General features: G+C 72.9%; 4 protein-coding genes. All 4 read left to right on the top strand.

Features of this window, described 5'->3' with window-relative positions; translation table 11 throughout:
- Window positions 1–76 precede the first annotated feature (76 nt).
- The 4 genes from AC07PU_RS04265 (at window position 77) to AC07PU_RS04250 (ending at window position 15,317) form a co-directional block, all read left to right on the top strand.
- Window positions 77–697, top strand: coding sequence for a TonB C-terminal domain-containing protein (locus AC07PU_RS04265; protein WP_495315502.1), 621 nt, complete (start codon window positions 77–79; stop codon window positions 695–697).
- Window position 698: 1 nt separating this feature from the next.
- Window positions 699–1,211: an RNA polymerase sigma factor gene (locus tag AC07PU_RS04260; protein ID WP_093349994.1), complete on the top strand. Its 513-nt coding sequence runs from the start codon at window positions 699–701 to the stop codon at window positions 1,209–1,211.
- 78 nt (window positions 1,212–1,289) lie between these two features.
- A complete protein-coding gene (locus tag AC07PU_RS04255) occupies window positions 1,290–2,294 on the top strand; it encodes a FecR family protein (protein WP_495315500.1) in 1,005 nt (334 codons plus the stop codon).
- Between the two features lie 228 nt (window positions 2,295–2,522).
- Window positions 2,523–15,317 carry a filamentous hemagglutinin family protein gene (locus AC07PU_RS04250; protein ID WP_495315498.1) on the top strand — a complete coding sequence of 4,265 codons (12,795 nt, stop codon included), beginning with the start codon at window positions 2,523–2,525 and terminating at the stop codon, window positions 15,315–15,317.
- Window positions 15,318–15,424: the final 107 nt, after the last annotated feature.

Below are 15,424 nucleotides of genomic sequence, written 5' to 3'. Positions count from 1 at the left end.
CCTCCTGAGCAGGCTCCGGGCCGCGACCTGCATGGTGTGCACGCTGGCGACTCCCGCCTGGGCCGCGGACAACGCGATGCAGCCGCCGGTTCCCGAGGCGGCCACGGCGCTGCTCGACTTCGACATTCCCGCCTTGCCGCTGGACGATGCGCTGGGCCGCTATGCCGCGCAGTCGCGGCGCTCGACGCTGTTTCGCAGCGCGACCGTACAGGGGCGCATCTCCTCGGCCGTGCAGGGCCGCCATTCGCCCGAATCGGCGCTGCGCCTGCTGCTCGAGGGCACGGGCCTGGTCGCCGAACGGCCCGACGAGGGACCGGCCGAGGCCTTCGTGCTCAAGGAGGCGACGGCACCGGCGCCGCCGCCGGTCCTCGGCAATGCGTCGGCCGCCGATGAGGACGACGACGGCTACGACGCAAGGCTCCAGGCCCGCGTCTGGGCCGCGCTGTGCGCCAACCCGCGCACCGCGCCGGGCAGCTACCGTTCGCTGCTGCGCTTCGAGGTGGACGCCGCGGGCAGCATCCTGCGCCCGCGCCTGCTGGGCTCGAGCGGCGACGGCGCGCGCGATGCGGCGCTGCTGCAGACGCTGCGCGGCGTGCGCATGGACCAGCCGCCGCCCGCGGCCATGCCGCAGCCGCTGACCCTGATCGTGCTGCCGCGCACCCGGCGCGACGCGCCTTACTGCAACGCGGCGCGCTGACATGTCCGAAGGCGCGCAACCCGCATTGCTCGACTACCTGGTCGAGCGCTACGCCAGCCTCAAGCTGCGGCTCACGCGCGTGCTGCGCAACGGCGACCTGGCCGGCGACGCGCTGCAGGACACCTGGCTGCGCGTGCAGAGCCAGCCCGCCGACGACGCGATCCAGAGCCCGACCGCCTACCTGATGCACATGGCGGTCAACATCGCCATCGACATCCGGCGCAAGCAGGGGCGCACCCTGTCGAGCGACGACGTCGAGGACCTGCTGGAACTCGCCGACCCCGCGCCCGACCCGGCGCGCAGCGCCGAGGCGCGCTCCGAGCTCGATGCGCTGGTGAAGGTGATGCGCGGCCTGCCGCAGCGCCGGCGAGAGATATTGATCCTGGTGCGCTGGGAAGGCATGGCGCAGAAGGACGTGGCGCGCCTGCTGGGCGTGTCGGTGCGCACGGTCGAGCACGAACTCAAGCGCGCCCACGACTACTGCGAAGCGCGCATGAACCATGACAAGAGATAGTTGGGGGATTTGGCCGGTGCCGAACGTCATAGCAGGTGAAGACAAGGATTCCCGCGAGGCATCGCCGGCCCTGAAGCCATGAAGACATCGCCCCACGACGGCATCGCGCCACCCGAGGAACTGCAGCGCCAGGCCGCGGCCTGGCTGCGCCAGCTCACTTCGGGGCGCGCGAGCGACACCGATGCCGAGGCCTTCCTGCAATGGAAGCGCGCCAGCCCCGCGCACCAGGCCGCCTTCGAGGAGGCGCGGCGCCGCTGGCAGCTGCTCAAGCCCGCGCTCGGCGAGCTGCTGCGCGAGGATCCGCAGACCCTGGCCCATCACCGGCAGGCGCTGCGCGGGGCGATGCCCAAACCGGCCCTGGGCCGCCGCGCCTTCGTCGGCGCGGCCGTGGGCGCGCTGGCGGTGGCCGGCATCGCGGTGGTGCGGCCGCCGCTCGGCCTGTGGCCCGCGGCCAGCACCTGGACCGCCGACTTCCACACCGGCACCGGCGAGCAGCAGGCCATCGCGCTGGCCGAGCGCATCGACGTGCTGCTGAACACCCAGACCAGCGTGCGGCGCGTCGAGGCCGGTGGCCGCGTCGTCGGCATGGAGCTGCTGGCGGGCGAGGCCGCCATCGACCTGCGCGCGGGCAGCCCCGCCTTCCAGGTCGCGGCCGGCCCGGGCCGCAGCATGGCCGAGTCCGGCCGCTTCGAGGTGCGCTACCTCGCGGGCCGGGTCTGCGTGAGCTGCCTCGAGGGCACGGTGCGCGTCGCGCATCCGGCCGGCGAACGCCTGCTGCAGGCGCGGCAGCAGACCCTCTACGACATGGCGTCGATCGGCGGCGTGGTCGGCATCGAACCCGCGGCCGTCTCGGCCTGGCGCAGCGGCGAGCTGGTGTTCAGCCAGGTGCCGCTCGCGCAGGTCATCGACGAGATCAACCGCTACCGGCCCGGCCGCGTGCTGCTGATGAACGAGGCCGCCGGCAGCGATCCCGTCAGCGGACGCTTCTTCGTCGCCTCGCTCGAATCGGCGCTCTCGCAGCTCCAGCACTCGTTCCAGCTCAAGGCCCGGCGGCTGCCCGCGGGCGTGCTCGTGCTGAGCTGAGCGCCTTCGTTTTTTTCCACCCCCGGATGTGACCGCGCGATGACGCGCGCGGCTTCACGCGCGCGCCATTCCCGCCGCGAAAAATAGTTGGGGGATCGCGCCGAGGTCGCACGTCATAGCCGCAATGGGGTGTTGCTTTGCATGGCGTGCGAAGCGAGTGCCTCTGCATCCATGGCTGCCCATCGCAGGGCGGCCGCATGGCATCGACTCAACCACGGCGGAACTGGCATGAACACAAGAGGGCGCGGCGCGAAGGACAACGGAGTGGGCGGGGAGCTTTCCGTCTTCAGGATGGCACCGGTGGCGCGGGTCATCACGCTGATGCTGGCTGCGATCGGCGCGGCGGGTGCGGCGCATGCGCAGCAACGCGCATTCAGTGCCGCCTGGATGGCGCAGAAGAACATCGCGCAGGGACAGGCGATCGCGACGGGGCGTCTGCCCAATGGCCTGCCGGTGTCTTCGCTCAATACGCCGAGCGCGCAACAGCAGCAGGCGCGCGAGCAGTTGCAACGCTCGCTCGGCAATCTGAACCTTGCGGCGCAGTCGATCGCGGCGCAGCAGGCCGCGCAAGCCGCTGCGCGGCAAGCGGCGTTGGATGATCCTTCGTCGGTGCCCGATGGCCTCGCGGACGGTGGTCTTCGTGTCGACACCAATTCGTTGACCGCGGGCTGGCTCAATGCCCAGGCCCCTCTGCAGTCGCAAGGCTCCGATGGCCGCACCACGGTCACCATTCAACAGACCGGCGATCGCGCGATCCTCAACTGGGAGACCTTCAACGTAGGCAAGCGCACGACGGTCGATTTCAAGCAGCAGGCGGATTGGGCCGTGCTCAACCGCGTCAACGACCCACAGGCGCGGCCTTCGCAGATCCAGGGGCAGATCAAGGGCGACGGCACGGTGCTGATCGCCAACCGCAACGGCATCGTGTTCAGCGGATCGAGCCAGACCGATACGCGCAACCTCGTGGCGGCCGCCGCGAAGATCGGTGACGAGCAGTTCAAGACGCGCGGCATCTACAGCGCGCAGGCGAACGGCGCCTACACGCCGAGCTTCACCGATGCCGACGGCAAGGTCGACGTACAGGCAGGCGCTCGCATCAACACCGCGCCGACAACCACGGTCACGCAGGGCGGCGGCTATGCGCTGCTGCTTGGCAAGGAGGTCAGCAACGCGGGTGCCATCACCACGTCACGCGGCCAGGTGCAGATGGCTGCCGGCGACTTCTTCATCGTGCGGCCCGGCCAAGGCACCGCGGCGAACCAGACTTCCACCACGCGCGGCAATGAAGTGGCGCCGCAGTTCAATGCCGACAGCACGGCGGGCGCGGTGACGAACACCGGCCTGCTGCAGGCGCCCGAAGGCGATATCACGCTCGCGGGCCGCAAGGTGGTGCAGGACGGCGTGGCCGTGTCCACGACGACGGTCGACACGCGCGGCACGATCCATCTGCTGAACGCGGCCAGCGACAAGCTCGGCAGCGTCACGGTGACCGCGCGCGGCTTGAACGCCATCCTGCTCGACGACCAGAACGGCCGCACCGCGCTCGACAGCCAGCGCGATGCGCTGATCGCCGACTCCGCCGTGCAGGACCTGGCGCGTCGTGTCGCGGCGGCCGATGTCTTCGACAACCTCGCGCGGCTCGATGACCGGCGCGACCAGTCGCGCATCGAGATCGTCTCGGGCGGCGGCGTGCTGTTCGAGGGCGGCTCCACCACGCTGGCCACGGGCGGCCAGATCGCGGTCAGTGCCAAGACGGGTCGCAGCACCGTCGCCAATGGTGCGCGCCTCGATGTCTCGGGCGCGGTCGGCGTGCAGGTCGCGATGTCCTCGAACAACGTCGAGATCAATATCCAGGGCAACGAGCAGCGCGACGCACCGCTGAACCGCGACACCACGCTGCTCAACAACAGCAACGTGTGGATCGACCGGCGCAAGCTGCTGCGCGTGGCGGCCGGCGTGGGCGGTTACGACAAGGAGCGCTGGTACACGCCGGGCGGCCTGCTCGAGGTCGGCGGCTACCTGGGCCTGCAGGGCCACACGGTGGGCGAGTGGGGCGCGCAGGGCGGCAGCGTGGTGTTCGCGGGCAACGAACTGGTCGCGCAGGCGGGCTCGAACATCAATCTCTCGGGCGGCACGCTGGACGTGCAGACCGGGATGATCAAGCAGAGCTGGCTCAAGGGCGCCGACGGGCGGCTCTACGAGGTGTCGAGCGCGCCGGCCGATGTGCAGTACACGGGCCTCTACAAGGGCTACGAAGACGCGCACAAGCGCTGGGGCGACAAGACCACGGGTTTCTTCTACAACCCGCTGATCGGGCCGCAGCAGCGGCTCGAGAACGGCTATACGGTGGGCCGCGACGCGGGCCAGTTGATCGTCTCGACCGGCGCGGCCGTGCTCGAGGGCGACATCAGCTCGGGCGTCTACCAGGGCCCGCGGCAGACGATCAAGCGCGACGGCGGCATCGATGGTTATGCGCAGTCGCACGACGCCGCGGCGCTCGCCGCGCAACTGATCCTCGGCAGCTACACCAGTGCCTTCAACACCGATGCGAAGAACGGTCCGACCGGCGTGTTCCACAACCTCGCACCGACCGTGGACCACATCGTGTTCGGCGGCGACCAGCCCGCGCTCGGTGACGGTATCGTGCCCGACGGCCCGCTGCCGCAGGCGCGCAAGGACGCCCTGTATGTCGACAGCGATCGCCTCGACGGCTGGGACCTCGGCGCGCTGATCGCCGTGGGCCGCGACAGCGTGCGCGTCGACGGCGCGCTCGCGGTGGTGCCCGGCGGTCGCATCGAGTTGCATGCGCAGCAGGTCGAGGTGAACGCGGACCTCAGGGCGCGCGGCGGCAGCATCGCGCTGGGCAATGTGCTCAAGACGACCTCCACCACCGGCGTGACGGTCGAGACGCTGATGCCGTCCGACCCAACCCATCCAACCGCGGTGACGGTGGCGAATGGCGCGACGCTCGACACGCGCGGCCTGTGGACCAACCTGCAGCTCGATCCGAGCAACGGCCAGGGCCTGCCCTATGTCGACGGCGGCACGGTCGACCTCCGCAGCGCGGGTGCCGTGACGCTCGCGGCCGGCAGCCTGATCGACAGCTCCTCCGGCGCGGCCTTGAAGGCCAATGGCGCGCTGGTCGCGGGCCATGGCGGCGACGTGACGCTGTTCGCGGGCTATGCCGTGCTGCCGGGCGACGCGCCGATCGACGCACCGCTGCGGCTGGATGGCGAGATCCGCGGCTTCGGCGTCGCGGGCGGCGGCACGCTGACCCTGGGCTCGGGCCGCGCGGTGGGCATCGGCGCCGGCGTGCACGGCCTGAACGGCACGCTGGCCGCGGGCGAGACCACCGCGGTCAACCTGCAGCTCGAGCGCGACTACCTGGTGGCGGCCGGCGGCACCGTGCCCGCGGATTTCGCGGTGACGGTGCGCGCGGTGGCGGCGGGGCAGACGCTGGCCGCGGCCACGGCGCCGCAGATCGATGCGGGCGCCTCGCTCACGGTCGCGGCCGACTGGGTGGTGCCGGCCGGCGGCCTCTACGTGCAGTCGACCGGCGGCATCTACTACTTCGGCGGCAGCGTGGTGCCCGCGGGCACCGCCCTGAGCCGCTTCAACGGCACGCTGCCCGCGGGCTACACCATTCCGGCCGATGCCTTCCCCGCCGGCGTGCCGATCGCGCCGGTGACCACGCGCTATGCCGCGGGCACGGTGGTCGACAGCGAGTTGCGCATTCCCGCCGGCGCCCTGGTGCTGGGCGGCAGCACCGCGCTCGCGGCGCTGCCGGTGCGCGCGGGCACGCTGCTCGACACCGGCCTGTTCCAGCAGGGTTTCTCGCGCTACGCGATCCAGGGCCGCGATGGCCTCGAGGTCGGCGACGGCACGCGGCTCGAGGTCGCGATGCCGGTGCTGCGCGTCGATGCCGAGCGCACGCGGCTCGTGCCCACGGGCGCCGCGCCCGAGGCGGCGCTGTCGCGCTGGACGCCGCCCGTGTATGCGGAGGACGCGGAGGCCGCCACGCTCACGCAGCGCGCGGGCGCGAGCCTGTCGCTCACGGCCGGCGCGCTGAACGCCACCGACCATGCGCCGCTGCGCATCGGCCGCGAAGCGCGGGTTGCGGTCGATCCGGGCGCGGCGATCGCGCTGCGTGCCGACGGGCAGCTCAGCGTCGAAGGCCGGCTCGATGCCTGGGGCGGCCGCATCGACCTCGCGAGCCTGCCGCAGGCGCAGGGCGCGAACGTGCTGCTCTCGACCGCGGGCCAGTCGGTGTGGATCGGCGAGGCCGCGGTGCTCGACGTGGCCGGCCGCGCCTACGTGGCGCACGACACGCAGGGCCGTGCCTACGGCGTGGCGCCCGGCGGCGGCACCATCGCCGTGGGCCTCAGCGATGCCTACGTGATCGTGCGCCCCGGCGCCTTGCTCGATGCCTCGGGCGCGGCGGCCGAGGTCGACGCGGCCGCGGGCGCGAACGGCCCGGCGGTGTCGCGCACGGTGACGCTGGCGGGCGATGGCGGCGGCATCGAGATGCGCTCGTACAGCGGCATCGTGCTCGACGGCACCTTGCGCGCGCAGGCCGGCGGCGCCAACGCCTTCGGCGGCTCGCTGGGCCTGTACCTGCAGGAACGGCTGCAGGACCCCACGCGCGAGCCGGTCGGCGCGGCGCGCAACCAGCTCTACACGGTGCGGCTGGTGCAGAACGCCACGCCCAGCGGCCTGGCGTCCGAGCTCGCGCCCGGCGAGGCCGATGCGCGGCTGGTCTACGGCCAGGCCACGCTCGGCGCCGACCAGGTGCACGCCGGCGGCTTCGATGCGCTCACGCTGTCGGCGCACGACCGCATCCTGTTCGACGGCGACCTCGATCTGCAGCTCGGCCGCAGCCTGAATCTGAAGCGCGGCGTCCTGACCGTGGCCGACGGCACGCCCGATGCGCAGGTGCGCATCGCCGCGCCCTACATCCGCCTGGACGGCGGCAACTGGGACCTGAAGGAGACGCTGCCGCCGACCTTCATGCCGGGCCTCGCGCTGGCCGGCGGCGGTGCCGCGCCCGCGGGCCGCAGCGCGCTGACCCTGTCGGCCGACCTGATCGACCTCTACGGCGCGGTGCTCTCGGGCGCCACCGGCGTGAAGGGCGCGGGCTCGCCCGACGGCGTCGGCTCGCTGCCGCAGAACCGGATCGTGCTCGACGGCTTTGCCGACGTGGCGCTGCACAGCAGCGGCGACGTGCGCCTGGCCGGTGGCTTCAACGTGAGCGGCAACCTCGAGGTGCGCGCCGCGCAGGTCTATCCGATGTCGGGCGCCTACGCGGCGCTGGTCGCGGGCAACCGCCCCACGGGCATCGCCCCCGACAGCACGCTCACCATCCGCTCCAGCACCGGCAGCGTGCCCGAGGTGCCGTACTCGGCCTTCGGCCAGCTGGTGCTGCTCGGCGGCACCGTCGACCAGGGCGGCGTGGTGCGCGCGCCGCTGGGCAACATCTCGATCAACACGCTGGGCGGTTTTCTGGGCACCGACTGGCAGGCCGTGCTGGTGCTCAACGGCGGCCCGGGCTTCGGCCCGGTGAACGCGAAGCTGACCGATCCCACGGTGATCCTGCGCGACGGCAGCCTGACCTCGGTCAGCGCCGCCGGCATGGAGATGCCCTTCGGCGGCACGGTGGACGGCGTGAGCTATGCCGGCCTCGCGAAGAACGGCCGCTACACCACGCAGTACAACCTCGCCGACACCTACGTGAGCCGCGGCGACAACAGCGGCACCAAGTCGGCCGACACCGACGCGCTGGTCAGCGGCATCAGCATCGGCGCCACGCGGCTGGTGGGCGAGGCCGGCGCGGTGCTCGACCTCTCGGGCGGTGGCGTGCTGCATGGCGAGGGCTTCACCTCGGGCCGCGGCGGCTCGGTCAACGTGCTCAATACCCCGCTGGTCAACACCAATCCCGCCAATGCCTCGCTGCGCCGCTTCAGCCAGCCCGGCAACGGCGTCTACGCGATCGTGCCGGGCCACGACCCGGGCTATGCGCCGGTGATCCTCGACAAGGGCGCGGGCGATCCGGCCATCGGCGCGCAGATCGAGATCGGCGCCGGCGTGCCCGGCCTGCCCGCGGGCACCTACACCTTGATGCCCGCGAGCTTCGCGCTGATGCCCGGCGCCTTCCGCGTCGAGCTCGGCGCGCAACTGCCGCTGCGCAGCCTGGGCACGGCGGGCACCACCACGGCCGCGGGCGGCTCGTGGCTGGCCAGCGCCGTGCAGCGCGTGGCCGGCACCGCCAAGCGCGCGGCGGTGCCCACGCAGGTGCTGCTCACGCCGGCCGATGCGGTGCGCGACCTGGCCCAGTACAACGAGACCGGCTTCAGCGAGTTCCTGCTCGCGCAGGCCGAGCAGTTCGGCACGGTGCGCTCGCGCCTGCCCGAGGACGGCAAGATCCTCGACCTGCAGCTGCGCGCCAGCGACAAGGTGCAGGAACCGCTGCGCTTCGAGGGCACGGCTTTGTTCGGCGGCGCGACGCGCGGCGAGGCGCGCGGCATCGACGGCCTGATGTTCGTGGGGTCCGACGGCAAGCTCATCGAGGTCCGGCCGCGCGATGCCGCCGACGCGGTGCGCGACGGCAGCCGGCTGTCGCTGGCCGACAGCGCGCTCAACGCCTTCGCGGCGCCCTCGCTGGCGATCGGCGGCGCCTGGCGCTATTTCGACGGTGCCAGCACCCTGGGCGAGAGCGCGCGCATGTACTTCGGCCAGGACGGCCGCGAGCATCCGGGCGTGGTGCTGCGCGACGGCACGGTGCTCAAGGCCGGCCAGGTGTTCCTGGTCGGCGACGCGATCTCGCTCGAGGGCGGCGCCGGCATCGACACGCGCGGCTTCGGCGGCCGGGTCATCGATTCGGCACTCGGCTACGTCTATGCCAACAGCCTCTCGTCGGGGCAGTTCGCGGGCGGCCCGGCGGTGCTGGCCGTGGGCAACGGCCTGCTCGACTTCCTGCCCTCGGCGGGCACGAGCACCATCGCCGTGGCCGACGGCGCGCGGCTGCGCACCGAAGGCACCATCGCCTTCGCGGCACCGGGCGCGCTCGAGCTCGGCGAGGTCGACATGGGCGCGCGCTACCTCACGGTGGCGCAGAACCAGATCAGCATCGGCACCGCCGAGAGCCTGGCCGCGGCCGCGGCGGCGGGCGTGCAGCCGCAGGGCTGGCACCTGACGCAGGCCGTGCTCGACCGGCTGCTGCGCCCCTCGGCCGAAGCCGGCGTGCCGGCGCTCGAGCGGCTCAACCTCACGGCCGGCGGCGCCTTCAACTTCTACGGCACGGTCACGCTCGACACCGGCGACTCGCCGGTGCAGATGGTGTTCGCCACGCCGGCCTTCTACGGCTGGGGCGGTGCCGGCGACACCGTGCGCATCGCCACCCGCAACCTGGTGTGGAACGGCATCGGCACCGGCGTCGGCAGCGCCGACAACCCCTATGCCAGCGTGGCGCCCGCGCCGGTGCAGGCCGGCGGGCCGGGCACCGGCAGCGGCCGGCTGGTGATCGACGCGCAGACGGTGCTGTTCGGCTACGACGCGCTGAGCCGGCCGCAGCGCCAGACCGCGCTCGACCGCCTCGCGCTGGGCTTCGCCGGCGTGGAGATCCATGCCGCGGACCGCGTGAGCGCGAACAACGCCGGCAGCCTCACCGTGGGCGGCACCCAGGCCGCCGACGGCAGCCGCACGGGCGGCGACCTGCGCATCGTCACGCCGCTGTGGACCGGCGAGGCCGGCTCCAGCATGAAGTACGTGGCGGGCGGGCGCCTGGAAGCGATCGCGCCCGACGGTGGCGCCCGTGCCGACACCGCGGCGCTCGACACGCTCGGCGCCAGCCTCGCGCTCGAGGCGCGCTCGGTGCGGCTCGACACCGCGCTGGCGCTGCCCAGCGGGCGGCTCTCGGTGCGCGCCGACGGCGACATCGCGCTCGGCGACGGCGCGGCCATCGATCTCGCGGGCCGCAGCATCGACTTCTTCGACGTGCGCAAGTCGAGCTGGGGCGGCGACCTGAAGCTCGAGAGCGCGCAGGGCAATATCGACCTGGCGGCCGGTTCGCGCGTGGACGTCTCGGCCGCGCGGCAGGATGCGGGCTCGTTCTCGGCCAGCGCCGCCAACGGCAGCGTGAGCCTCGTGGGCACGCTGCGCGCCGCGGGCGGCGGCGCGGACTTCGCCGACGGCCGCTTCGCGCTGACGACCGCGCGCCTCGGCGACGACGCCTTCGCGCAGCTCAACCGCCAGCTCGGCGAGGCCGGCTTCTTCGGCGCGCGCAGCTTCACGGTGAAGAACGGCGACCTGCGCGTGGGCGACGGCGTGCGCGCGCACGAGATCACGATCGTGGTGGACGGCGGCAGCCTGCGCATCGGCGGCACGCTCGACGCGTCGGGCCGCGGCGTCGGCAGCATCGTGCTGTCGGCGCGCGACGAGCTCGCGCTCGAGGCCTCGGCGCTGCTCGACGCGCATGCCACCGCACTGGCCGTGGACAGCCGCGGCGCGCCGATCGATGCCGCGAACCGCGCGCGCATCGCGCTGAGCTCGAGCCAGGGCACGGTGCGGCTGGCCGGCGGTGCCAGCTTCGACCTGCGCGCGGCCGACGGCATCGCGCGCGGCCAGCTCGACATCAACGCGCCGCGCACCGGCGAGACCAGCGGCGACCTGCGCATCGACGCGCCCGCGCCGCTGAACATCCGCGGCGCGAAGAGCGTGGCGGTCAATGCCTTCTGGACCTACGAGCCCACCGACGCCAACGGCAGCGTCAAGCAGAACAACGGCGATGCCAACGGCAGTCCGGTCGGCGCCGACGGCATGGTCGGCCTCGACCAGATCGACGCGCGCAGCCGCGCCTTCATCGACGCGGCCTGGAACAACGCCGGCCTGCAGGGCCGCCTGGCGGGCCTGAAGATCGACGGCGACGCCTTCCACCTGCGCCCCGGCGTGGAGATCCGCAGCAGCGGCGACCTGCACACCGTGGGCGACCTCGATCTCTCGGGCTACCGCTACGGCACCGGCGCGAACGGCACGCGCGGGGCGGGCGAGGCCGGCGTGCTCACCTTGCGCGCGGGCGGCGAGCTGCACATCGACGGCAGCATCAACGACGGCTTCGCGCCGCCGCCCGACTCGCCCGACAGCAAGGTCTACCGCGAGGTGCTGAACTCGGTGACGCTGGAGACCGACTACCAGGTGCCCGCGGGCGGCCTCACGCTCGCCGCGGGCAGCCAGCTGCCGTATGGGGGCGTGCTCGGCTTCGACCTCGCGCTGCCGGCCAACACGCTGCTGACCTTGTCGGACGACACACCGCTGCCGATGGACGTGGTGCTCGGCGGCAACACCCTGAACAACCGCGTGAAGGCGAACGTGGTCACCACGGCCGACATCATCCTGCCGACCGGCCGCGTGATCCCCGCGGGCACCAACACCTCGACGCTGGTCGGCGTGATCGGCACCACCACGGCGAACCTGCGGCTGCCGGCCGGCACCGTGCTGCGCGCGGGCATGAACGCGATCCAGTTCAGCAACGTCGCGATCTACGGGATGCGCATGGCGGCCACGACCTGGCGCGCCGGCACCGACGTGGCCGTGCTCAACGGCCTCGAGCTGGCCGACCCGGTCGAGCTCGCGGCCGGCAGCGTGCTGCCGGCCGGCATGTTCGTGAGCAGCGCGCTGGCGCAGACCGGCAGCCGCGCGATCTGGGCCATCGCGCCGATGCTCGGCGCGGGCAGCGCCTCGTGGTCGATGCGGCTGGTGGGCGGCGCCGACCTCGGCAGCAGCGATTCGCGCGCCGTGCGTTCGCAAGGCGGCGGCATCACGCTCAACGACCCGTTCCAGGTCAACCTGCAGGGCAAGGGCCTGGGGCCGCAGGCGCCCGGCACGAGCGTGGTGCGCACCGGCACCGGCGACCTCGAGCTGTTCGCCGCGGGCGACTACACGCAGCAAAGCCTCTACGGCGTGTACACCGCGGGCACCTGGGTGCCGGGCACGGGCGCCGGCACGGTCTGGAACGCGCCGCGCGAACTGCAGCCCGACGGCACCACGCTGGGCAGCAACCTCGGCGACCGCGACGGCTACCTCGCGGCCATCGACCCGAACCGCATGTGGTACACGACCGGCGGCGGCGACTTCACGCTGGCGGCCGGCGGCAACATCCGCGGCCTGCAGGGGAGCAATTCCGAGTTGGTCGGCGGCTGGCTGCTGCGCCAAGGCGCCGGCGAACTCGGCCAGGCCACCGGCTGGGGCGTGATGTTCGGCTCCTACGTGCTCGACGGCCCCGGCGTGTATGCCGACTACGCGGGCCTCGGTCTCGCGGCCTACGCGGGCCTGGGCGCATTGGGCGGCGGCAATGCGCGGGTGCGCGCGGGCGGCGACATCGGCACCGACCTCGCCGACACCGACCTGCCCACCAGCGGCCGCGGCATCGTGGTCGCGGTCGGCGGCAGCGGCCGCGTGATCGACGGCGCGGTGGCGCAGACCGGCGGCGGCCTGCTCTCGGTGCAGGCAGACGGCCGGATCTACGGCGGCCAGTACGCCAACCTGCGCGGCGACACCGCGCTGCGCGCGGCCAGCCTCGGCGTGATGCAGCTCAAGAGCTACAGCGTGAGCCTCAACGACGACCCGCGCGGCCTCGATCCCTACATCGCCTATTCGGCCGCCAGCCGCGGCGGCGCGGTGTTCGCGCCGGGCGACGGCCGGGTCAGCGTGCAGACGCTGGGCGACCTGGTGCTGCGCGGCGTGATCGATCCGGGCCGCGGCATCCAGCGGCTGGAGACCCGGGTCAGCCTGGCCGACGGCAGCGAGGGCGCCGCCTCGAGCTGGTACACGCTGTGGACCAACGCCACCGCGATCGAGCTGTTCTCGGCCGGCGGCAACCTCTCGCCGCTGGGCACCGCGTCCGACACCACGACCGCGTTCCTGCCCTCGGTGCTGCGCGCGGTGGCGCCCGGCGGCAGCATCTACTTCGCGGGCCGGCAGCAGGACGACTACCTGATGCCGTCGCCCACCGGCCAGCTCGAGCTGCTGGCCGGCAACCGGGTGTCGGGCGTGAGCGCGAACAACAGCAGCAACGCCGGCTCGCCGATCGGCTTGCTGGGCACCTCGGCCGACGCCATCGCCACGCCGTTGCGGCCGGCCTGGCGCGCGATGACGCCCGGCGACTTCGACGATGCCGCGATGCTCGCGAGCAACTACTGGCGCGGCGGCACCTCGGCGATCGACGGCATCGCGAACCTGATCATCTACGCGAACGCCTACAGCCCCTACAATGGGCGCTACAACGGCACCGGCGGCACGCCGTTCATGTTCGGCCCCAACACGCTGAGCGACGACAGCATGGCCGGCAGCGGCACCGTCTCGCACGTCTATGCGCTGCGCGGCGACATCCAGAGCGTCGCCATCGGCGAGGTGCGCAACATCGGCAGCAGCTTCGACGGCACGCAGGGCCAGTACTTCCTGGCCTCGAAGCCGCTGCGCATGCTGGCCGGCGGCGACGTCGTCAACAGCGGCGGCCTGATCGCGCACGGCAGCGCCGCCGAGGTGTCGATGGTGGCCGCGGGCGGCGACATCTTCAACCAGGGCAGCGCCACCGGCTTCGCGATCCTCGGCCCGGGCACGCTGGAGGTGAGCGCGGGCGGCGACATCTACCTGGGCAACCGCGCGAGCCTCACCAGCCTCGGACCGGTCTCGGCGGCCGACAAGCGCCCGGGCGCCGGCATCGTGCTGCAGGCCGGCCTGGGCGCGGGCACGCCGGGCGAGGGCGCGAGCGATGTCGCGGGCTTCGCGAAGCGCTACCTCGACCCGGCCAACCTCATCGATGCTTCGGGCGCGCTGGCCGACCAGCCGGGCAAGGTCGCGAAGACCTACGACGCGGAGCTGGCGGCCTGGCTGGGCGAGCGCTTCGGCTTCTCGGGCACGGCGGCCGAGGCGCTGCGCTATTTCGAGGCGCTGCCCGGCGAGCAGCAGCGCGTGTTCGTGCGCCAGGTGTTCTATGCCGAACTCACGGCCGGTGGCCGCGAGTACAACGACGTGGACAGCAAGCGCTACGGCAGCTACCTGCGCGGCCGCGAGGCCATCGCCGCGCTGTTCCCCACGCTCGATGCGGCCGGCCGGCCGGTGGCGCGCAACGGCGACATCACGCTGTTCCAGGGCGCCAGCACCAACGCGGGCGTGCGCACCGTGGCCGGCGGCGCGATCCAGACCCTGACGCCGGGCGGCAGCACGGTCGTGGGCGTGGAAGGCGTGGTGCCCGCGACGGGCGACGAGGTCACGCCCGCCGGCCTGCTCACGCAGGGCGAGGGCGACATCCAGATGTACAGCAAGGGCAGCATCCTGCTGGGCCTGTCGCGCATCATGACCACCTTCGGCGGCGACATCCTCGGCTGGTCGGCCGAGGGCGACATCAACGCCGGGCGCGGCAGTAAGACCACGCTGGTCTACACGCCGCCCAAGCGCGAATACGACGCGCTGGGCAATGTGAAGCTGTCGCCCAACGTGCCGAGCACGGGCGCGGGCATCGCGACGCTCGATCCGATTCCCGAGGTGCCGCCGGGCGACGTGGACCTGATCGCGCCGCTGGGCACGATCGACGCGGGCGAGGCAGGCATCCGGGTCTCGGGCAACGTGAACCTCGCGGCCTTGCAGGTGGCCAACGCGGCCAACATCCAGGTCAAGGGCGAGTCAGCCGGGTTACCGGTGATCGCGTCGGTCAACGTCGGCGCGCTCACCAATGCCAGCGCAGCGGCCTCGCAAGCCGCGATGGCCGCGCAGGACACGGTGCAGCGCGAACGCACGGCCGCGCGCCAGGCCTTGCCCTCGGTCTTCACGGTGCGCGTGCTGGGCTTCGGCAACGAGCAGCCCGAAAACCGCGACGAGGTGCCCAAGCCTTCGACCGGCGCCAGCCTGTCGCCGAAGGAACGCTACGACCCGGCGAACCTCGTGCAGCTCGTGGGCCGCGGCCAGGACTTCCGCCCCGGCCAGCTGGCGCGGCTCACCGAGGACGAGCGCCGCCGGCTGCTGCAGGACCGCTAGCGCTCCCGCCACGGACCTCCCCGCATCCCGCCTGCCTCGCGCAGCGCGGGCGGGGGAGGGCTTCGCCGCGCACCGCGGCTCCGAACCCAGGTCAAGGATCGAACCGC

It is taken from the genome of Variovorax sp. GW821-FHT10D07 (assembly GCF_059415325.1).
This window is presented reverse-complemented; position numbering and strand designations above follow the sequence as displayed.